Annotated in this window: 20 protein-coding genes and 1 riboswitch; of the genes, 16 read left to right on the plus strand and 4 right to left on the minus strand. The window is 37.3% G+C overall.

Annotation, left to right across the window (positions count from 1 at the left end; translation table 11 throughout):
• The first annotated feature begins 70 nt into the window (after nucleotides 1–70).
• Nucleotides 71–1,336 (plus strand): DcaP family trimeric outer membrane transporter, encoded by a 1,266-nt coding sequence (locus tag CQZ96_RS01860; protein ID WP_105712510.1) that lies wholly within the window; start codon nucleotides 71–73, stop codon nucleotides 1,334–1,336.
• A gap of 459 nt (nucleotides 1,337–1,795) precedes the next feature.
• Here CQZ96_RS01860 and CQZ96_RS01865 read toward each other — a convergent pair whose 3' ends face one another.
• Nucleotides 1,796–2,707 carry an alpha/beta fold hydrolase gene (locus CQZ96_RS01865; RefSeq protein ID WP_105712511.1) on the minus strand — a complete coding sequence of 304 codons (912 nt, stop codon included), beginning with the start codon at nucleotides 2,705–2,707 and terminating at the stop codon, nucleotides 1,796–1,798.
• Nucleotides 2,708–2,715: 8 nt separating this feature from the next.
• The gene (locus tag CQZ96_RS01870; RefSeq protein ID WP_004719902.1) at nucleotides 2,716–3,267 is read right to left on the minus strand and encodes a PadR family transcriptional regulator; all 552 of its coding nucleotides are present in this window, start codon (nucleotides 3,265–3,267) and stop codon (nucleotides 2,716–2,718) included.
• Nucleotides 3,268–3,435: 168 nt separating this feature from the next.
• Here CQZ96_RS01870 and CQZ96_RS01875 point away from each other — a divergent pair, with 168 nt between their 5' ends.
• The 3 genes from CQZ96_RS01875 (at nucleotide 3,436) to CQZ96_RS01885 (ending at nucleotide 7,188) form a co-directional block, all read left to right on the plus strand.
• On the plus strand, nucleotides 3,436–5,460 hold the full coding sequence (locus CQZ96_RS01875; protein WP_105712512.1) for an NADPH-dependent 2,4-dienoyl-CoA reductase: 2,025 nt from the start codon (nucleotides 3,436–3,438) through the stop codon (nucleotides 5,458–5,460).
• 143 nt (nucleotides 5,461–5,603) lie between these two features.
• Complete coding sequence (locus CQZ96_RS01880; RefSeq protein WP_105712513.1) at nucleotides 5,604–6,014, plus strand: nuclear transport factor 2 family protein; 411 nt, start codon at nucleotides 5,604–5,606, stop codon at nucleotides 6,012–6,014.
• A gap of 91 nt (nucleotides 6,015–6,105) precedes the next feature.
• Nucleotides 6,106–7,188 (plus strand): YheT family hydrolase, encoded by a 1,083-nt coding sequence (locus CQZ96_RS01885; protein ID WP_105712514.1) that lies wholly within the window; start codon nucleotides 6,106–6,108, stop codon nucleotides 7,186–7,188.
• 293 nt (nucleotides 7,189–7,481) lie between these two features.
• On the opposite strand, the gene CQZ96_RS01890 is transcribed toward CQZ96_RS01885, so the two are convergent.
• The gene (locus CQZ96_RS01890; RefSeq protein WP_004719911.1) at nucleotides 7,482–8,357 is read right to left on the minus strand and encodes a LysR substrate-binding domain-containing protein; all 876 of its coding nucleotides are present in this window, start codon (nucleotides 8,355–8,357) and stop codon (nucleotides 7,482–7,484) included.
• Nucleotides 8,358–8,502: 145 nt separating this feature from the next.
• On the opposite strand from CQZ96_RS01890, the gene CQZ96_RS01895 reads away from it, so the two are divergent.
• Nucleotides 8,503–9,921: an aspartate ammonia-lyase gene (locus CQZ96_RS01895; RefSeq protein WP_056511534.1), complete on the plus strand. Its 1,419-nt coding sequence runs from the start codon at nucleotides 8,503–8,505 to the stop codon at nucleotides 9,919–9,921.
• 144 nt (nucleotides 9,922–10,065) lie between these two features.
• Here CQZ96_RS01895 and CQZ96_RS01900 read toward each other — a convergent pair whose 3' ends face one another.
• On the minus strand, nucleotides 10,066–10,530 hold the full coding sequence (locus tag CQZ96_RS01900) for an internalin (protein ID WP_105712515.1): 465 nt from the start codon (nucleotides 10,528–10,530) through the stop codon (nucleotides 10,066–10,068).
• Between the two features lie 229 nt (nucleotides 10,531–10,759).
• Here CQZ96_RS01900 and CQZ96_RS01905 point away from each other — a divergent pair, with 229 nt between their 5' ends.
• The 11 genes from CQZ96_RS01905 to CQZ96_RS01950 all read left to right on the plus strand — a co-directional run bounded on the left by CQZ96_RS01905 (nucleotide 10,760) and on the right by CQZ96_RS01950 (nucleotide 21,814).
• On the plus strand, nucleotides 10,760–12,400 hold the full coding sequence (locus tag CQZ96_RS01905; RefSeq protein ID WP_004719920.1) for a CTP synthase: 1,641 nt from the start codon (nucleotides 10,760–10,762) through the stop codon (nucleotides 12,398–12,400).
• Nucleotides 12,401–12,430: 30 nt separating this feature from the next.
• Nucleotides 12,431–13,288: a 3-deoxy-8-phosphooctulonate synthase gene (gene kdsA, locus CQZ96_RS01910; RefSeq protein ID WP_105712516.1), complete on the plus strand. Its 858-nt coding sequence runs from the start codon at nucleotides 12,431–12,433 to the stop codon at nucleotides 13,286–13,288.
• 45 nt (nucleotides 13,289–13,333) lie between these two features.
• The gene (gene eno, locus CQZ96_RS01915; RefSeq protein WP_105712517.1) at nucleotides 13,334–14,623 is read left to right on the plus strand and encodes a phosphopyruvate hydratase; all 1,290 of its coding nucleotides are present in this window, start codon (nucleotides 13,334–13,336) and stop codon (nucleotides 14,621–14,623) included.
• A gap of 403 nt (nucleotides 14,624–15,026) precedes the next feature.
• Complete coding sequence (ftsB, locus tag CQZ96_RS01920; protein ID WP_056511523.1) at nucleotides 15,027–15,413, plus strand: cell division protein FtsB; 387 nt, start codon at nucleotides 15,027–15,029, stop codon at nucleotides 15,411–15,413.
• Nucleotides 15,376–16,095, plus strand: coding sequence for a 2-C-methyl-D-erythritol 4-phosphate cytidylyltransferase (ispD, locus tag CQZ96_RS01925; RefSeq protein ID WP_105712518.1), 720 nt, complete (start codon nucleotides 15,376–15,378; stop codon nucleotides 16,093–16,095). Before ftsB ends, ispD begins: the two co-directional genes overlap by 38 nt.
• Nucleotides 16,096–16,196: 101 nt before the next feature.
• On the plus strand, nucleotides 16,197–17,333 hold the full coding sequence (rodA, locus tag CQZ96_RS01930) for a rod shape-determining protein RodA (protein ID WP_105712519.1): 1,137 nt from the start codon (nucleotides 16,197–16,199) through the stop codon (nucleotides 17,331–17,333).
• Between the two features lie 312 nt (nucleotides 17,334–17,645).
• Nucleotides 17,646–18,914, plus strand: a complete 1,269-nt coding sequence (locus CQZ96_RS01935; protein ID WP_105712520.1) for a D-amino acid dehydrogenase — start codon at nucleotides 17,646–17,648, stop codon at nucleotides 18,912–18,914.
• A gap of 18 nt (nucleotides 18,915–18,932) precedes the next feature.
• Nucleotides 18,933–19,592 carry an Imm19 family immunity protein gene (locus tag CQZ96_RS01940; protein WP_105712521.1) on the plus strand — a complete coding sequence of 220 codons (660 nt, stop codon included), beginning with the start codon at nucleotides 18,933–18,935 and terminating at the stop codon, nucleotides 19,590–19,592.
• A 14-nt stretch (nucleotides 19,593–19,606) separates the two neighbouring features.
• Nucleotides 19,607–19,741 (plus strand): hypothetical protein, encoded by a 135-nt coding sequence (locus CQZ96_RS21780; protein WP_004719945.1) that lies wholly within the window; start codon nucleotides 19,607–19,609, stop codon nucleotides 19,739–19,741.
• Between the two features lie 69 nt (nucleotides 19,742–19,810).
• On the plus strand, nucleotides 19,811–20,248 hold the full coding sequence (locus CQZ96_RS01945) for an ankyrin repeat domain-containing protein (protein ID WP_016539729.1): 438 nt from the start codon (nucleotides 19,811–19,813) through the stop codon (nucleotides 20,246–20,248).
• Nucleotides 20,249–20,307: 59 nt separating this feature from the next.
• A riboswitch (glycine riboswitch) is annotated at nucleotides 20,308–20,396 on the plus strand.
• A gap of 173 nt (nucleotides 20,397–20,569) precedes the next feature.
• Nucleotides 20,570–21,814 (plus strand): D-amino acid dehydrogenase, encoded by a 1,245-nt coding sequence (locus CQZ96_RS01950; protein WP_056511511.1) that lies wholly within the window; start codon nucleotides 20,570–20,572, stop codon nucleotides 21,812–21,814.
• The last annotated feature ends 24 nt before the right edge of the window (nucleotides 21,815–21,838 follow it).

Consider the following 21,838-nt stretch of genomic DNA (forward strand, 5'->3'; position numbering starts at 1 on the left):
TTCAGCCTGAATCATGAGGATTAAGACTGGTTCAAAATAATCAATCGTAGAGAATAGGATGCTTTCTACAATGAAAAAATTTAACTACAACATCATTTTGGTGTCAATGGGATTACTTAGCCTAAATATGGCGCATGCAGATTCGATGACAGAAGTTGAACAGTTACGTAATGAAGTTAAACAATTACGTTCAATGATTGAACAACAGCAACACATGCAAAATAAGCAAATTGTGGCATTGGAAAATAATGTTAAAGCGGCACAGGTTGTATCGCAGGCAAAAGATCAAACCTTTGCACGAACAAAAGCAGGTGCAGAAGTAACATTATATGGGAATATCCGTGCGGATCTATTGTATCAGTCGGAAGGTGGAAGTGCCGATCGACTTTATAATCAGATCAATAGCGTACCGCTTAAAGGCCATAATGAAAGTAGTGATCAATTAAAATCAACACTTGCTGCGACTCGTTTAGGTTTAGATTTTAAAACTGCTGACAAAGATATTTCAGGAAAAATAGAAGTTGATTTCTTGGGTGCGAATGATGGACTTAGAATTCGCCATGCCTATTTTAATTATGGTCAGTGGTTGATTGGTCAAACATGGTCTAACTTTGCAATTCCCGATTATATGCCAGAAACAATTGATGCTTTAGGTTATGTGGGGGGCGCTGTTAAACGAGATGCACAAATTCGTTATACCCATAAATTTAATGCAGAAACACAGCTGGTAACGGCTTTGGAAGATTCCAAAGATGCCTTATCGAATATGCGGATCCCGGTTTTATCAACTCGACTAAATCAATCATTTGCTGATCGGGCGGGTGTATTGAGTTTGCGAGGCATGGTTAGTGAAAAGAGAACAGTTGCTGATAATGAACTCGCTTGGGGTGTTGGACTTGGAGCAAAATACGATATTTCTGCAAAAACCACCCTTAAAGCAGATTATTATCATGTTAAAGGTGATTCCAGTTTAGTGTCATGGACGAACCAAGGCTTTGCTATAGATGCCAATAAAAATATCATGGCGCTGAATCAATTTGACTCAATCACTGTGGGGCTGACGCAACAGTTTAACTCACAATGGCGAGGAACATTGGGATATGGCTATATGAAAGCAGATGAAAATCAGGATTATATTCGATATTTGAGTGATCCGACCAAAGCCAATAAAACACTTTGGCAAGCTTGGGCCAATGTATTTTATAGCCCGAAAAAGCCGTTAAGTTTTGGTCTGGAATATGTTTATGGTGAGCGTAAAGCCTTTGTTGCAGCGCCAAATGGACAGGATACAGGTGAGGACAATCGTTTTAATGCGGTTGCGATCTATAATTTTTGATAAATACTTCTATTTAGTCTTCTTGCGAAAGTAGAGTTTTAGAGGATATTAAAATGAGGTGAAGTCTTTAAAAAAATATGAAATTTACACTATTCTGTAAACGTTAATTCATATGGTGATAAAGTTTGTACAGCCATACCTTGCATTTAAAGTTTAATTATATTTGCGTAGGCGATGCCTCCCTTTTCAGGGATGAAAAGGGACAAAAATCCTCTGTTGGGTGAGAGGTACGTCCTGTACCCCCACCCAACGGCGACATCCATGTCGCCTCACGATAGAATGACCATGTATGGTTCAATAATGTATAAAGCTGTTTAATTTATATGATGATCAATATATGGATTGGTATTAAATAACGACTTTAAAAGCGTTTTTTAAAGATAACATGAGTAATTTGATAAAAAACCTCTTTTAATTTGATTTAAACGAGGTTTTTATATTGTTCGTTATTCGTTTAAATTAAGCAGATTCTTTTAAAAATAAACGGATTGCTTGGCTAAATTTCACGGGTTCTGTAATAAGCGGCGTATGCCCTGAACGTTTAAAAATAATATTTTTCGCATTGGCCAAACTGTCAGAAATTTGCATTTGACCTTCAGCAGGATAGAGTGATGACTTTTCCCCAATAAAGAATGTAGTCGGACATTCCAATTGTGAAATTGTCTGACGATAATCTTCATCATGGTTTAGATAATTATCGATATACCAAGTTAAATAATCCATTCGACGAATAGGCAATAAATGTTTTTGTAATTGTGGATGTTTAAGCGCCAAATTAAACATAAATGGACTTAATTTATTACTGCCTTGAATTTTAATAAAATTTAACCAAATTTGAATCAGTTCAGTTCGTGGTTCAATTGGTAATTCATCAACAAAACGATAGTTTGAATATTGATGTAAAAAATCAGAGAAGTCTTTTAGCAATCTTTTAATTTTAAAATACTTTTTCCCAAATAAACCAAATTCCCATGTTTCATCCGTTGGAATTTTAGGGGTTTGATCAATGTGTAGATAAGCTTTGAGTTTTTCAGCCAAATTGCCATATTGCATCCCATGCATGGCAGTGGTTGCTCCCATGGAATAACCCATAAGAATAAAATGATCTAAATTTAACTGGTCAATTAAGCTTTCAAGATCACGCCAATGGTTGCTAATCGCATCGATTTCTTGAGGGATCTTACAGGTTCTAGAGCCACCAAATCCGCGCCAATCTGGGATATAAAATTTATAATGTTTAATATTAGGCAGTAAAAAGGGAAGCCATTGCCAACTATGCATACCTAAACCAGACAGAACCAGTACAGGTTCACCCTGACCAATTTCACGAACAAATAATTTTTCGCCATCTGGCATTGTATAGTGTGGCATGCAGTTTCCTATGAATTCTCTTTATTCTCAAACGCTTTAAGCTGTGGGATGACTTGGTCGAGCCAATTGATCCAGCCCATTTCTAAGTCTATACCCAATTGTAAAATCATTTTGTGAATATATAAAGTTCGATCCAGTTGCTCGATTTGTTCAAAATCTTTGGAAAAAATCTGGCGGTATAGTTTTAAATTTTCACGATGTAATTCTAAATGACGCTCAAGTTCAGGTAAAACAGTATTTCCACCAAATTGTGCTTCTGCTCGTAAGCGAACCATAATTTCTTCACGTAGCTGGGCAGGTTGGCCTTGTTTGACCATCCAGTCAGCCAGTTCGACCCGTCCAAGTTGCTCAACTTGATAGGTTTTTTTTCGGCCATGATCAGACTGATCTTCAAGGGTGGAAATCCAGCCTTTCTTTTGCATACCGTTAAGTTCACGGTAGATTTGTTGATGCGTTGCATTCCAGAAGAATCCCATAGATCGGTCAAAGCGTCGTGCCAATTCAAAACCTGTACTTGGCTTCTCTATCAGACTGGTCAATAAAACATGGGCTAATGACATTGTGTAATATCACATCAACAAAATGAATATAAAGTCATTATGCAACATGTTGCATAAAAATCAAATCTCGATTATAAATACTCACACTATGCAACTTGTTGCATTAAACAGATATGAAGTGTCATTTAACAGATTGATAGCTAGCGAGAGCACGCCAAGGGAGTTCACATGTCTAATTATCCGCATTTACTTGCGCCTTTAGATTTAGGCTTTACCACATTAAAAAACCGTGTATTGATGGGTTCAATGCATGTTGGACTAGAAGAAGTTCAAGGTGGATATGAACGTATGGCTGCATTTTATGCAGAACGTGCAGCAGGTGGCGTTGGCTTAATTGTGACGGGTGGTATCTCGCCCAATGATCATGGGGTAACATTCTTTGGTGGTTCAAAACTGGATCATTTAGAAGAAGCAGAAAAACATAAGGTCATTACCAAAGCTGTGCATGATGCTGGCGGTAAAATTGCACTGCAAATTTTACATACAGGTCGTTACTCCTATCAGCCTGAAAATGTTGCACCATCTGCGATACAAGCGCCAATCAATCCAACTAAACCGCATGCTTTAACTTCAGCAGAAGTTCATCAAACCATTGCAGACTTTGCGAATTGTGCAAAATTGTCACAAATCGCAGGTTATGATGGTGTGGAAATCATGGGATCAGAAGGTTATCTGATCAATGAATTTATTGCTGCACGTACCAATCACCGTGATGATGAATGGGGTGGAAGTTATGAAAATCGTATTCGTTTCCCGATTGAAATTGTCAGAAGAACACGTCAGGAAGTGGGCGAAAACTTCATCATTATCTATCGTTTATCTATGCTGGATTTGGTTGAAGGTGGCTCTACACTTGAAGAAGTGATTCAACTTGCGAAAGAAATTGAAAAAGCTGGTGCAACCATTATCAATACTGGAATTGGCTGGCATGAAGCACGTATTCCAACCATTGCCACCAAAGTACCGCGTGCCGCATTTACTTGGGTGACTAAAAAATTAAAAGGTTCCGTCAAAGTTCCTTTAATTACCTCGAACCGTATCAATACGCCTGAAATGGCTGAGCATGTCTTGGCTCAAGGTGATGCTGATATTATTTCGATGGCGCGCCCAATGCTTGCAGATTCGCATTTTGTATTGAAGGCTGAACAAGGCCGTGCTGATGAAATCAATACCTGTATCGGTTGTAACCAAGCTTGCTTAGATCATATTTTTTCAATGAAAATTGCAACATGTTTGGTCAATCCACGTGCATGTTATGAAACTGAACTTATTTTTAAAGAATCGCCAGTATCTAAAAATATTGCTGTGATTGGGGCAGGTCCAGCAGGACTTAGTTTTGCAACATATGCAGCTGATCGTGGACACAAAGTCACAATCTTTGAAGCATCTAATCAGATTGGTGGTCAGTTTAATATTGCAAAAACCATTCCTGGCAAAGAAGAGTTCTATGAAACTTTACGTTATTTTAAACGTAAAATTGAATTACAACCGAATATCAAACTGGTACTTAACCACACTGCAAGCTATGAAGAATTAGCAACAGGTGACTTTGATGATGTTGTGGTGGCTACAGGTGTAATGCCTCGTCATTTAAATATTGAAGGTATCGATCATCCAAAAGTTTTGTCATATATCGAGGTTTTACGTGAGCGTAAACCTGTCGGTAAGAAAGTAGCAATTATTGGTGCAGGCGGTATTGGTTTTGATACTGCTGAATATCTTTCCCATGAAGGCGAGAGTGGCAGCTTAAATCCACAAAAATTCTATGATGAATGGGGAATTGATACATCGTATGAACATGTGGGTGGCTTGAAACAACCTGAGATCGAACAATCTCCTCGTGAAATCTATTTACTGCAACGTAAAGCCAAATCTGTTGGCGCTGGTTTAGGTAAAACAACAGGTTGGATTCATCGTACTGGTTTAAAACATCGCCATGTCAATATGATTCCTGGTGCAAGTTACGACAAGATTGATGATCAGGGCTTACATATTACAGTTGGCGAAAAAACCATGATTTTAGATGTCGACAATGTGGTGATTTGTGCAGGCCAAGAACCCTATACAGCAATGTTTGATCAACTCCAAGCTGATGGAAAATCTGTACATTTGATTGGTGGTGCGAAAGAAGCGGGTGAGTTAGATGCGAAGCGTGCAATTCGCCAAGGCGCTGAATTGGCAGCTGTGATTTAAATGGATTAACGCTGTTTGAATTCCTTCTCTTTAAGCCATGTGTAGTGTGAAGCATGCTGCAAGAGAAGGGATTTTATGACTGGATTTTTAAGAAAATGACTGGAAACGAATTCAAAGTATTTCAAATCAAAGGGATATAAAAAATGAGTTATACAAATACCAAACCTGCAATCCAAAAATGGCACAACATGCTGGAAAGTCGAGACATGAGTCTTTTAAATGAATTATTGGCAGACGATGTGGTCTTTCGTTCACCTGTGGCTTATACCCCCTATGAAGGTAAGCAAGTGGTCTTTTTCATTTTAAGCAATGTGATTCAAATTTTTGAAAACTTTACTTACCATCGAGAATTTTTTACAGAGGATGAGCAAAGTGTTGTTTTAGAATTTTCTGCCAATGTCGGCGAAAAAAAATTAAAAGGGATTGATATGATTCGTTTTAATGAACAGGGTCAAATTGTTGATTTTGAAGTGATGATTCGACCAAAAAGTGGTTTGGAAGCATTGGCTGCTCAAATGGGGCAACGTATGGCCAGCTTTATACCTAAGGCCTAATTACGTATATACTGCAATAAATAAAATTAAGCGTGAAAAATTTCTTAATTTTTAAAATGATGATGAGTGATAAAAAGAGTTGAGGTGGAAAATGTCTGTATTACATAAGTTTACTGAGATTAGCCAAGATTTATTGGATCAAGTGACAGGTGCTGAATTACCAAAGCTGTATTTTAATCAGCAAGGAAAAATGTCTGAGATTATCAAGAAACTGCCTCAACTACAGGATAAATATCGTCCTACACCATGGCTCAGCAATACCCATGCTCACCTGTTATATTTTGATTTAATTAAGAAAAAATCCATTAAGCTGGACTATGATCGAATTGATCAGCTGACCATGCAAGATGGTGGGGTCACGGCAATTGCTTGGTATGGCTACGATTTACCACAAGCAACTCCAACTATCGTGATTATGCATACGATTACAGGTACACCTGACAGTATGCGTGAATTGGTCAAAGATCTACATGAATATACAGGATGGCGTATTGCATTATGTTTACGCCGTGGGCATGCGGGCTTACCTATGCCTGTTCCACTAATGTCGATTTTTGGTTCAACCTCGGACTTAAAAGAGCAATTGGCTTCGATTCAAAACACTTTTCCACAATCTGATCTTTATGCAGTTGGTTCTTCCGCTGGTACAGGCCTACTTGTGCGTTATCTTGGCGAACAAGGCCTAGATACACCTTTTAAAGCGGCTTTTGCCATGTGCCCTGGTTATGATACTGAGCTTGGATTTCAAAATGTCCATCCTTTCTACACCAAAGTCATGACCAAAAAATTGTTTAAGGCATTTATTAAGCCTTATGAACAAATCTGGACACCATTACATTCTGTACAAAATGTTTTACAAACGAAAACCCTACAAGAGTTTCAGACTGAATATTTTGAAATGGCTGGATTTTCAGATTATGAAAGCTATTCAAAAGCCACCAATCCAATTTATGTATTTGAAAATGTTAAAATTCCATTAATGATTCTAAACTCAGAAGATGATCCTGTATGTTCAATCAAGAATTTAGAACCGTTTAAAGAAACCATTCAAAATATGGATAATGTTGTGGTGGTGACAACCAAAAAGGGCAGTCATTGTGGTTTTTATGAAGGTCTTAATACCAAATCTTGGGCTTCGCGTTTAATGGCTGATTTTTTAAGACAGTATTCATGATGATACGCAATATCAATAAATATTTATTTAAGTTAAAAAAAACTGACAGATCAAACTATTATCATTAGATCTGTCAGTTTTAATTGCTCAACTGGGTGTTTTATTGATCCTAAGTTGCTAGGTTAAGATAAATATTAGACTTCTTTTATAAGTCCATTTTAAAACACAGAACAACATAAAAATCTCCCTCATCCTAGCCTTCGCCCAGTGGGAAAAGGCACTTTCAATATCGATAGATTCACGCTACATGATCATTTTTTGAAGTAAGAAAGATCTTTATTTAAAATAAAGCCCTATTTAAGCGCTAAATAATTCCAAACAAAATTTATCTTTTGCGAGTAAATAATATTGCTACGAACGATATAAATATCTTGAAAGAAACTATAACCATCAAGTATCTTTAATTTATTTTCATTTATTTCTTCTTCAATCAGTAAGCGAGGTAGCCAAGCTACACCTAAGCCTTGTAAAGCCAAGGCTTTTAAGTCACTGGCATTATCTGTTTCATATAACGTTCGGTAATTGAGTTTGCTTTCTATAATTTTATCTACACATTTTCTCAGATAAGCTTGTTTACTATAGGCTAAAAGGGGGAAGGATTGGTTAAGTTGGTATTTAGGTAATCCATTTTTGCTTGCTGTAACCGGTACAATTTGCATATTTACAATTTTATGATAGGTAAAAAGTGTGAGATCCAATTGTTGTAAAGTGAGTTGATCACAATAACAAATGAGAAAATCACAAGAACCTTCTTTTAATAAATGTATGCCTTGTTGCAGATTTGCAGCAATAATTTCCAACTTTAGATCATTATAGTCTGAGTATAGTTTTTGAATAAATTTGGGAAAAAACTGCGTGATGAGAGAATGGGATACTGCAAATTTAATTGAGAGTTCATTATCCTTAATATTTTTTTCTAAATACTTTATTGTTGTATCCATTTGGTTCTGAATGTTTTTTGCTGTTGAGAGCAAGACTTGACCAGCATCTGTAAAATCAATATTTTTACTATAACGCTTTAAAATTTGAAACCCTAACGACTCTTCAATATTTTGTATTCTACGTGTAAAAGCCGATTGAGTGACATGACGTATAGCAGCAGCTTTAGAAATGGATTTCTCTTGGTCTAATGCAAGAAGATCCTCTATCCACCGAATTTCAAGCGTCATGTTCAATCACCAATAAATATTTAACTCAAGCAAAGTATAACAAGTGATATGCAAAAAATGCATACAGATATATTTTTTTACATTGGTCAAGTTTAGATTGTTTCACCTAAGATGAATTGATTATCTTCGTAGAGTTACATTGCAAATGAACATTGAAATTAAAACGAGAACTGAGAAAGATTTATTGGGAATGAAAGAAGTCCCATTTCATTGCTATTACGGTGTACAAACATTAAGAGCGGTTGAGAACTTTAACCTAAGTGCGCATAAATTAAGTCATTTTCCTATTTTTATTCAAGCGCTTGCTATGGTGAAGTCTGCTTGTGTAGAGGCTAATTTTAAATTAAATAAAATTGAAGAAAATAAATATAAAGCGATTCAACATTCATGTCAGCAATTAATAAATGGTTCATACCATAATCAATTCCCTATTGATATGATTCAGGGCGGGGCAGGAACTTCTACAAATATGAATGCAAATGAAGTTATTGCAAACATTGGATTAGAGTTTCTTGGTCATGCAAAAGGCGAATATCAATATCTACATCCTAATAATGATGTAAATATGTCTCAATCGACCAATGATGTATATCCAAGTGCAATAAAAATAGGTCTATTATTTGCATTGGATCATCTCAATGTTCCGTTTCAAAAACTAATTGAAAGCCTAGGTCGCAAAGCTGAAGAGTTCTCTGATATCTTGAAAATGGGACGTACTCAGTTACAAGATGCGGTACCGATGACATTAGGGCAAGAATTTAGTGCTTTTGCGCATACCTTACAAAATGATTTGCAAAAGTTAAATCATATTATGCCCGATTCACTTAGTGTGATTAATTTAGGTGGGACTGCAATCGGTACGGGGATTAATACCGAGGTTGAGTATCGCTTAAATGCGATTCAAGCTTTATCAGAAATCACCGGTAAAAACATTTCAAGCTCGCCTGATTTGATTGAAGCGACTACAGATATGGGTGACTTTGTACTTTTATCAAGTTTACTCAAACGTACTGCAACAAAGTTGTCTAAAATCTCTAATGATTTACGTTTGTTATCGAGTGGGCCGCGTACTGGTATAGGTGAGATACAATTGGAACCACGTCAGCCTGGTAGTTCAATCATGCCAGGAAAAGTAAATCCAGTAATTCCTGAAGCGATGAATTTGGCGTGCTATCAAATTATTGCAAATGATTTAGCAATTACTTTGGCTGCAGAAGGTGGTCAACTACAATTAAATGCGTTTGAACCATTAATTGCGCTTAAACTATTTGAATCTATTGAGTTATTAGGCAAAGCGATGCAAATGCTGAATGAAAAATGCATTCAAAATATTCGTGCCAATGCGGCGCATTGTCAGCATTTAGTGGATAACTCAATTGGTATCATTACCGTGCTAAACCCATATTTAGGTTATGAAACCACTACACGAATTGCAAAGATGGCAAATGAATCTGGGCAGAGTGTTTTGGCTTTGATCAAAGCTGAGGGATTACTTTCAGATGAAATTTTAGCAGATGTACTTGCTGTTCATAATATGGTTCAGCCAAAACAACATGCGGCTTAGTTGTTAAAAGCTAAAGGTACAATTAAACTCATTCATGACTTATTATAAGAAATTAAGTTTCATATGGCATATGCAACTTAATACTTATGTAGAGTTATAAAAAAAGGGAAATTATAATTTCCCTTTTTTTAGCGATGCAAAATCTTAGTTTTTCAAAGCTGGTGTAGCAGCAGCGATGGCAGCGGCAACAGCATCATCTTCAGATTGTGCTGAACCAGAGCTTGCTTTTGGTGCTGGTGTTTTGGTTTGTGCAGTTTCAGTTTTTACTGACTCTGCTTTTGCAGGCTTCGCCTCAGTCGCAGCAGGTTTATTTTCCGCTTGTGCACTTGGCATAGTTGCATGGGCTTCATGCGTTGGTTCACGGCGAATTTCAGTGCTTGTATTTGCTGTTTCTGTGCGTTCAACTTCTACATGTGCCGGAATTTCGACTTGTTGCGCATTATTCTGCTCAACGCTTGGTAAGCTTTCAAACTGTGTCGGTTCAGAAGTCGCAGGTTGAGCAGTTTCAACTTTCTCTGGCTCAGCTTCTTTAGGCTCTTCTTTTTTTACACAAGCAGATACCAAAAGCGCTGTCGCAATTGCACCACAAATTAAAAATTTCTTATTCATAATGACTCAAAACAAAAGGTATTAAAGAGATGTTACTTAGTATAACAGCAAAATGATATTTAAAAATCACCTTATCAAGTGCTAATTTTTTATTGGAAATGCTGATAGAATAGCCAATTGTTTATTGTTCTATGAATTGATGTGAATTGACTTTGCTTTCTTGGTACAAGGTAAAGTAAAATCGCACAACATTGTAGGCCAATTTAGGCTCCATTGTACGAGAAACTTAATGACCCATTTTATATTCGTAACTGGTGGTGTTGTATCATCACTAGGTAAAGGTATTTCAGCTGCTTCAGTTGCTGCACTTTTAGAAGCCCGTGGTTTAAAAGTAACCATGGTCAAAATGGATCCATACATTAATGTCGATCCTGGGACTATGAGCCCATTCCAGCACGGTGAAGTATTTGTCACAGAAGATGGTGCTGAAACTGACTTAGATTTGGGTTATTACGAGCGTTTCTTACGTCGTGCCAAAATGACCAAATTAAATAACTTTACATCAGGTCGTGTTTATCAAGACGTTTTAAATAAAGAACGTCGTGGTGATTATCTCGGCGGTACAGTACAAGTTATTCCACATATTACGGATAATATTAAAGAACGTGTTCTTCGCGCAGGCGAAGGTTATGACGTTGCCATTGTGGAAATCGGTGGCACAGTAGGTGACATTGAATCTCTCCCATTCATGGAATCTGTACGTCAGTTGATGGTTGAGCTTGGTCATAAACGTACCATGTTGATGCATTTGACTTTATTACCTTATATCAAGTCTGCTGCTGAACTTAAAACCAAACCAACTCAACATTCTGTTAAAGAATTATTGTCGATTGGTATTCAACCAGACATTCTGATTTGTCGTACTGAACATGATGTTGACGCAGATACCACCCGTAAAATTGCACTCTTTACAAACGTTGAAGCGCGTGCTGTTGTGGTGTGTAAAGATGCACGTTCAATTTATCAAATCCCACGTACATTCTATGAACAAAACGTTGATGATTTAATCTGTGAACGTTTTGGTTATGACAGCTTACCTGAAGCCGATCTTTCGGATTGGGATCATGTGGTTGAAGCATTATTGAATCCAGAGTACACAGTTCGTGTAGCGATGGTCGGTAAATATGTTGAATTGCCAGATGCATATAAGTCTGTCAATGAAGCACTTTTACATGCGGGTATTCAAAATCGGGTCAAAGTTCAAATTGACTATATCAATGCTGAAGAGCTTGAAAGCCAAAATCCTGCAGAAGTATTAAAAGGTATCGATGCAATCTTGGTTCCTGGCGGTTTTGGTGAACGTGGTACTGAAGGCAAAATGCAGGCAATTCAATATGCCCGTGAAAACAAAGTACCTTTCTTGGGTATTTGTTTAGGTATGCAATTGGCCGTGATTGAATTTGCTCGTCATGTTGCTGCTATGCCAGAAGCGACTTCTACAGAGTTTAATCGTTCAACAAAATTCCCATTGATTGGTTTAATTACTGAATGGTTAGATGAACGTGGTGAAATCCAGCATCGTAGTACTGAGTCAAACCTTGGTGGCACAATGCGTTTAGGTGCACAAAAATCAGAATTGGTTGAAGGCACTAAAACACGTGAAGTTTACGGCAAAGCTGAAATTACTGAACGTCATCGTCACCGTTATGAAATGAATGATCGTTTTATTCCTGCAATTGAACAGGCAGGTATGAAAATTTCGGGTTATTCTACAGCGCAACATCTTGTTGAAACTGTAGAAATTCCTGAACATCCTTGGTTTATTGCTGTACAATTCCACCCGGAATTTACAAGTTCACCACGTGATGGACATCCATTATTTGCGAGTTTTATCGATGCCGCTAAAAAGCAGCACCAAAACAGCAAGTAAGTATGTAAGAACTTAAACTAGGAAGTTTAAATGTCACAATTAAAACCACAAGAAATTGTACGTTTAGGCGATATACAAATGGCAAATCACTTGCCATTTGTATTATTCGGCGGCATGAACGTACTTGAGTCGAAAGACTTGGCTTTTGAAATTGCAGAAACGTATGTCGATATCTGTACTCGTTTAGAGATACCGTATGTCTTTAAAGCCAGTTTCGATAAAGCCAATCGTTCAAGCTTACATTCGTTCCGTGGCCCTGGTTTGGAAAAAGGCATCGAATGGTTAGACGACATTAAAAAGCATTTTAATGTTCCGATTATTACCGATGTACATGAACCTCACCAAGCTGCAGCTGTCGCTGAAGTTGCTGACATTATCCAGCTTCCTGCATTTCTCAGTCGTCAGACTGATTTGGTTGAAGCAATGGCGAAAACTCAAGCCATTATCAACATCAAAAAAGCACAATTCCTTTCTCCTCGTGAAATGAGCCATATTCTAAACAAATGTTTAGAAGCGGGTAATAACAAGCTCATTTTGTGTGAACGTGGTACGTCATTTGGCTATAACAACTTAGTTGTTGATATGTTGGGTTTCGACATCATGAAAGAAATGAATGTGCCAGTATTTTTTGATGTCACGCATGCATTGCAAACACCGGGCGGTCGTGCTGATTCAGCAGGTGGTCGTCGTGCTCAAATCACGACCTTAGCACGTGCGGGTATGGCAACAGGGCTTGCAGGTTTATTTTTAGAAAGTCATCCAGACCCTGAAAATGCAAAATGTGATGGTCCTTGTGCATTACGTATGTCACAGCTTGAGCCGTTTTTAGCGCAGTTAAAAGAATTGGATACCTTAGTTAAAGGTTTCAAAAAGTTAGATACACATTGATGCGCTTAGAAAGCATCTTATTTTTAATCAACTGAGGAATTATTCATGAGCCAAATCGTTGACATTCGTGCACGTGAAATTTTGGACTCTCGTGGTAACCCAACCATCGAAGCAGACGTAATCCTAGACTCTGGCGTTGTTGGCCGTGCATGTGCACCATCTGGTGCTTCAACTGGTTCTCGTGAAGCTTTAGAACTTCGTGACGGTGATCAATCACGTTACTTGGGTAAAGGTGTTCGCACTGCAGTTCAAAACGTAAATGGTCAAATTAAAGACTTATTAAAAGGTCAAAACGTATTTGAACAAAAAGCGCTTGATGACAAAATGATTGCGCTTGATGGCACTGAAAACAAAGAAAAATTAGGTGCAAACGCAACATTGGCTGTATCTTTAGCGGCTGCACGCGCGGCTGCTGTTGAGAAGAAAACTGAATTGTTCCAATACATTGCAGATCTTCGTGGTCAAAAAACTTTGTCTATGCCTGTTCCAATGATGAACATCTTGAACGGTGGCGCACATGCGGATAACACTGTTGATATTCAAGAATTCATGATTGAGCCTGTAGGTTTCACATCTTTTGCTGAATCTTTACGTGCTGGTGCTGAAATTTTCCATGCTTTAAAATCTGTATTGAAAAAACAAGGTTTAAATACTGCAGTTGGTGATGAAGGTGGTTTTGCACCTAACTTACGTTCAAATGAAGAAGCAATTACTGTTATTCTTTCTGCAATTGAAACAACTGGTTATAAAGCAGGTTCTGATATTATGCTTGCGCTTGATTGTGCATCTTCAGAATTCTACAAAAATGGTCAATATATTCTTGCTGGTGAAGGCAACAAAGCATTCACAAGCAACCAATTTGCTGACTATCTTGCGGGCCTTGTTAAGCAATATCCAATTATCTCAATTGAAGATGGTTTAGATGAGTCTGATTGGGAAGGTTGGAGCTATTTAACTTCTATCCTTGGTGATAAAATCCAATTGGTCGGTGACGATTTGTTCGTTACAAACCCTAAGATTTTACAACGTGGTATTGATGAGAAAGTAGCTAACTCTATCTTAATCAAATACAACCAAATCGGTACTTTGTCTGAAACTTTAGATGCAATCTATCTTGCTAAAGCGAATGGTTATAGCACTGTGATTTCACACCGTTCAGGTGAAACTGAAGATTCTACAATTGCGGATCTTGCAGTGGGTACAGCAGCAGGTCAAATCAAGACTGGTTCGCTTTGCCGTTCTGACCGTGTTGCAAAATATAACCAATTGCTTCGTATTGAAGAATTGACTCATGCTGCTTATCGCGGTAAAGCTGAGTTTAAAGGTTTAAATTAATATCTTTTATTGATTTAAATTTAAAAAAGCCATTCTTTTATTTGATATAGGGAATGGCTTTTTTATACGCTAAAAAATAATCATGAATAGTATGTTTTAAGAGAAATTTAATATTATGTAATTGATTGATAATAAAATTTAAGGTAAGAATTTAATTAACTTAGTTTATTGAAAAAGAAAATTTATAATAAATAATATCGCGATATGTGAGTTTTTAGCATAAAGATAATTTTTAGTTTTTTAATTACAAAGTAGATTATTGATCACCCACTTATTTTTTATAAAGAAAGAAAAGTTATTTTGTTCTAGTTTTGCAGTTTTCGCATAGTTTAGTGTTCTTCATACAAAATATTTGATGTATATTAGCATCTTAATTTAATGCTGTTACTCAAGACGCAAATCCATGTTAGAAGTCTTTAAAACAACTTCAAGTAAAGTGATTGCAGTACTCGCGATTTTAATCGTTGTGGTATTACAATATCGCTTTTGGTTCGGTGAGGGTGGTCATTTCCCTCATCAAGCTTTACTAGAGCAAATTGAACAGCAAGCTGAAGTCAATGCTGAGTTAAAAGAACGCAACCGAATTCTTGCTGCCGAAGTGTATGATCTAAAAAATGGTGCTGAAGCCATAGAAGAACATGCACGTTTAGACCTCGGTCTAGTTAAGCCACATGAAACTTTTGTACAGATGAGTACCATTAGTACCCATTACAAACCTATTTATACCGATCCAAGTGTAGATTTAAGAACCAATGAAGATGACAACGAACCTGCGCCAGAACAACCGTAAAATTTGGGCAATTGTTCCTGCGGCTGGCTCAGGTCGTCGTTTTTCAAAAACCGAACTTAAACAATACCAAGTCATCCAAAATCAAACAGTGTTAGCGCATACCATAGCGCGTCTAAACGATTTACCGCTTGCGGGTTATGTACTCGCTGTTGGTGAGCAAGACCACTATGCGCAAACATTACCATTAAAAAATAAACATTTGAGCCATTTTTGTTTGGGGGGTGCAGAACGTGTTGACTCTGTTTTAAATGCATTGCGTTATTTAGAACAATTTGCACAAGCCGATGACTTGGTTTTTGTACATGATGCTGCGCGTCCTTGTGTGACACAACAATGTCTTGAAAACTTAATCGATACTGCAATAAACCTGAACAGCAGTGCGATTCTTGCAATTCCTGTAAGAGATACTTTGAAGTTTGTTGAAAATCAGCAGGATATCAATAAAACAGTCAGTCGTGATCAATTGTGGCAAGCACAGACACCACAAATTTCTACCTTTTCAAAGCTTAAAACTGCAATCGAAGCAGCTTTAGCGAATAATATTGTCATTACAGACGAGGCGAGTGCATTGGAATATATCAATGAACCTGTCAAAGTGGTCATGGGGCGTTCTGATAATATTAAAATTACCTATCCAGACGATTTGGAGTTAGCCAAGTTAATTTTGCAATCACAGCAGTAAAAACAATGAAAATAAAAAATAATTATGCATTGATTGATTTTCTCAACCGCTATTTATCTCTATAATTTGACCAGATTAAACTAGGTTTAAGATTTGTATTCATGACACCATCGCCACAGTATAAGTTTTTACGTCAATCAGTCAGAGATGGTTTAAGTATTAATCAAAAAGTTTCAAGGTGGGACAAACTACACCTTGATCCTTGGTTATTGGGCTTTTTAATTATCAATGCGATTTTGGGTTTATTGATGGTCTATAGCGCATCTTCTGAAGATATGTCTATGGTCATTCGACAAGCCGTGAGTTTCGGTGTTGGTTTTGTTTTGCTTTTTATTTGTGCTCAAATCCCACCAAAAGTATATCAAGCGATTAGCCCTTGGTTTTATTTGTTCGCAATTTTGTTGTTGATTCTGGTTTTATTGGTCGGTGATGTTCGATTAGGCGCAAAGCGCTGGCTGACCATTCCAGGGATTGGCAGTATGCAACCCAGTGAATTTATGAAGTTTGCCATGCCATTGATGATGGCATGGTATTTTGCACGTAACCCGTTGCCGCCTAAGTTTAAACACATTGTAATTGCATTGATCATCATGATGGTGCCTTTTGTACTGGCATTATTACAGCCAGACTTGGCGATTGGTATCGTGATTGGTGGTGTGTTTGCTCTGTTTTTAAGTGGTATGTCGTGGACTTTAATTCTTGGGACTTTAGCGGCATTGGCCTTGGCTTTCCCTTTAATTTGGACTTTTGTATTACAAGCTTATCAAAAGAAAAGGATTATGACCTTATTTGATCCTGAGTCAGATGCACTTGGGGCAGGATGGAACATTATCCAATCTAAAATTGCGATTGGTTCAGGCGGAATGACAGGGCGTGGATTCTTAGAAGGAACACAGTCTCAGTTGGGCTATTTACCTGAACATCATACTGATTTTATTATGTCGACTTATGCAGAAGAATTTGGTTTTATTGGGGTGTTCTTCTTATTTACACTTTATACTGCAATGATTTTTAGATGTATGATGATTAGCTTAAGCAGCTTCCATAACTATGGTCGTTTATTGGCAGGTACGATTGGTTTATCCTTGTTTTTCTATGTATTTGTAAACTCTGGTATGGTTAGTGGGATTTTACCTGTGACTGGTGATCCATTACCGTTGATGAGTTATGGTGGATCAGCCGTGATTGCGTTATTGGCGAGTTTTGGTATTGTTATGTCTATCCATACGCATAAATAAAATCTTCACAATTTATAATTTCTCAAACTAAAGCTATTCCTTCTCTCTTTTAAGAGAAGGATAGTATCAAACATAAACACAAACTATTTTTCTTAAAATTAAATCTATTATATAGCTTTCTGATGGTTTAAAAATCATGTGATATTGTGAATGAATTATCTATTTAAAGTTGAGTTAAAGCTGACATTTCAACATCAAATCGGTATTGCTAAATCTGTTCTAAGTGCTAAATTAAAATAGTCATATAAATTATTTCTCTAACTAGATCATTTTTATTATAAGACGATTAATTCGTATAAGGTTCGGTTCAGTATGCATATCATCATCATGGGGGCAGGTGTTATTGGTACAACATCCGCCTACTATCTAAAACAAGCAGGTCATGAAGTCACTGTGATTGATCGACAATCCAATGTGGCTTTAGAAACCAGTTTTGCCAATGCAGGGCAGATTTCTCCGGGTTATGCATCACCTTGGGCTGCACCAGGTATTCCACTAAAAGCGTTTAAATGGATGTTTCAACCACATTCACCATTGGCGATTAAGCTAACAGGCGATATGCATCAGTATCAGTGGATGGTCCGTATGTTGGCTGAATGTAATATCAATCGCTATCAGATCAATAAAGAGCGAATGGTACGAATTTCTGAATATAGCCGTGACTGTTTGGATGAGTTACGTGCAGAGACCAAGATTCATTTTGATGAACGTCAACTAGGCACATTACAACTTTTTCGTAAACAACATCAATTGGATGTGGCAGGCAAAGATACCGAAGTTTTAAAACATGAAGGTGTACCCTTTGAGTTGCTGGATAAAGCTGGGGTCATCAAGGCTGAACCTGCTTTAGCCCATGCTACAGTCGATTTTGTTGGTGGTTTGCGTTTACCCAATGACCAGACAGGCGATTGCCAAAAATTCACAACAGAGTTGGCAGAACTTGCAGCCAAACAAGGGGTCAATTTTTTATTTAATACGGTAATCGAATCAATCGAAAAAGATGCTGAACGGATTACCGCGATTCACTTGAAAGATGGTAGCAAAATCAAGGGAGATGCTTATGTCATGGCATTGGGCAGTTATAGTCATGAAATGCTCAAACAATTGGAAATAGATGCACCTGTATACCCATTAAAAGGCTATTCGATCACCACCAAAATTGTTGATCCTGCACTATCACCTGTTTCTACAATCCTAGATGAGTCTTATAAAATTGCCTTAACCCGTTTTGATGATCGAATTCGTGTAGGGGGGATGGCTGAAATTAATGGTTTTGATCGCTCTTTAAAATCTAGCCGTGAAGACACTTTGCTTATGGTTTTACAACAACTATTTCCAAATGCAAGTGACATATCAGATGCACATTTCTGGACGGGTTTAAGACCAGCCACACCAGATGGCACACCGATTGTTGGTAAAACAAGGTATCAAAATCTATATACCAATACAGGGCATGGAACTTTAGGTTGGACTATGTCATGTGGTTCAGCAAAATTATTATCCGATATTATTTCTGGAACCACACCACAAATTGAATATGATGATTTGAATGTGTTCCGATATGACTCAGTAAATCACTAAGACGATTGTTAAGGCGAGATGAATCAAAATCACCAAGTCGCGGAACAAGAAATTTCATTTTCCAATGTGCATTTTTGGCATTGGTTTCTGCTTTTATTTCGTGGTTTTGATGAAGAAAAGGAGCTGAATTTAGATGAGGCGATTCAGGAAGCGGTTGGCTTAGATCCATATAACAAAGAATTAGCCGCGTGGTATCAATCATTTCTACCCAGTGAAAATAATAGCATTCGAAATTATCAATTTTCCATTAGTGCGGATATTCGGGTAGATATCCAGTTTGCTCAAGAGCAGATCAACTATTATATTAATGATCTATACATAGGCAATCTGGGTGGGCACTTTGAAGCATGGTTTTTTACGCTAGAAGAGTTTCTGAGTTTTCAATTGAATGATCAGCATTTCTTACTATTGTTAGCAATGCTGGGTGTTGAACCTCAACAGACTTTAGACGTTAGAATTCAAATATCAAAAAGATTAAATAACATTCCGTCATTTCAAGGACAACAAGATTACATTGCAAATTGTATCGTGAATGGTTTAAAGATGAATCAAGAATTTTATCAGGATGAACAAATCGGGATATTAAATCGACAAAATCATAGTATGCGCAATGTTGAGTTATATCCTGATGATTTGGAACATATAAAAACCATTAATCTTATTTTAAAGCATGATTAAATAGGAAAATAACAATGAAAGCGTTGTTTACAGCCATTAGATATAGGGAAATTGAAAATATTCAACGACTGATTGAGAAAAAGCCTGAATTGGTCAATTGTGTTGCTAAAGCACCTCCGAAGAAAGATGATGGTTTATCTCCATTATAAGTTGCATTTAAAACCTTCAACATATGGGCTGTGAGATTTTTTATTGAACATGGCGCAGATGTTAATTATATGGATCAATCGGAAGTTAATACTTGGAATATGCCTGTATTACATGATGCTGTGATGGCAATTGTGGCATTGGCTCGCTTTGAGTATCCAATTGATCCGTGGGATAAAATTAAAAAAAGTCAAATAGAAATTCGTGGGAAGAAAGAAAATTTTGATGCTGTACTTATGTTATTAGAAATAATGATTGAAAAAGGTGCTGATGTAAATTCTCAAGACAGTAAAGGTAATACAGTGCTGCATAGAGCTTGTTTAGATGTTGAAAATAGACGGTTTGATCAGCATCAATTGTCAGTTGCAACTTTGGAAGATGTCCGACAGCTTTTTCAATTACTGATAAAGTATGGCGCTGATTTGAATCAAGCAACAACAACGCGAGAGTCGCTGATCAAGTTATTTCCAAACCTATTTGAAGAACTTGATTTAAAAATTAGAGAATAATTAAACAATTTTACTTGTATTCGAACAAATTCATGGCATATTAATTGCTAATACAAGGAAAGATGATTGCAGGAGAGAAGTCTCTTGCGGACTCGCCGAAGGAGCAACGACCCCGGAAACTCTCAGGCAAAAGGACTGTAATCATTGTAAAACCTCTGGAGAGAAGTCATTCTATTGAAAACAAAAAAGAAATGACTCACCGAAGGGGATGGTAAGGCCTAAATAGTTTAGGTTTTTATCGAAGCTCTCAGGTACACATGACAGATGGGGCATACATTGACAATGTAATAAAAAAATATTGCATTTCAACGGAGTGTGCGTATGTGTCATGTCGTCATTATTGGTTCTGGTATTACAGGTGTTACCTCTGCCTATGAACTTGCTCAATTAGGTTATCAAGTTACTGTTATTGATAAACATTTATTTCCTGCTATGGAAACATCATTTGCCAATGGTGGACAATTGTCTGCGTGTAATGCTGAAGTGTGGAATCAAAAATCCACCGTGTTAAAAGGCATCAAATGGATGGCAAAAAAAAATGCACCATTATTGCTCAATCCGTCTTTTGATTTGCACAAGTATGCATGGCTGGTCGAATTTCTTGGCAACATCAAACACTATGAAGAAAATACTCAAAATACAGTGAAAATGGCACTTTTAGCACGTCAAAGGCTATTTAATATTGCTGAACAAGAAGGGATAGATTTTGACTTAGAAAAACGAGGCATCTTGCATTTCTATCATTCGGAATATGATTATAAAGTTGCAACTAGTGTAAATGAATTGCTATGTAAAGGTGGTCTAGAACGCCATGCAGTGACCAATGAAGAAATTAAATCCATCGAACCGAGTTTAATGGGTGAATACTATGGTGGTTTTTATTGCCCAGGTGATGCAACTGGTGATATCCATAAATTTACTACTGGACTTGCCAAAGCCACTGAAAAATATGGGGTAAAATATTTATTTGGTATGGAAGTTGTTGATGTAGAGCATACAGCCAACGGGGTGAATATTAAATACCACTCAAGTGTTGAAAATATGGAAGGCAGCTCAGTAGCAATCGAACAACTCAGTGCAGATGCCGTGGTGATTTGTGGTGGTGTTGGCAGTTACCAATTGGCCAATCAATTGGGCGATCGTGTGAATGTTTATCCTGTAAAAGGCTATTCAATCACCGTACAATTGGATGATGAAAAAAGTATCAATGGCGCACCTTGGGTCAGCTTGCTCGATGAAAGTGCGAAAATCGTCACGTCACGATTAGGCGCTAATCGTTTACGTATTGCTGGAACTGCTGAATTTAATGGCTATAATCGAGATATCCGCTCAGATCGTATCCAACCTTTAACAGATTGGGTTAATAAGAATTTCGATATTTCAACCGAGCATTGTATCCCGTGGGCGGGATTACGTCCGATGATGCCGAATATGATGCCTGTGGTAAAACGTGGAAAACGTGAACGGGTATTTTACAATACAGGGCATGGGCATTTAGGCTGGACGTTGTCTGCTGCAACAGCTGTGATGATTAGTCAGGAAATTGCAAGCTCGCATCCGATTTAATCATCTAGGCAATATTTTTGTATT

Origin of the sequence: Acinetobacter sp. MYb10, assembly GCF_002980175.2 — a bacterium.
Lineage (GTDB): Bacteria > Pseudomonadota > Gammaproteobacteria > Pseudomonadales > Moraxellaceae > Acinetobacter > Acinetobacter guillouiae.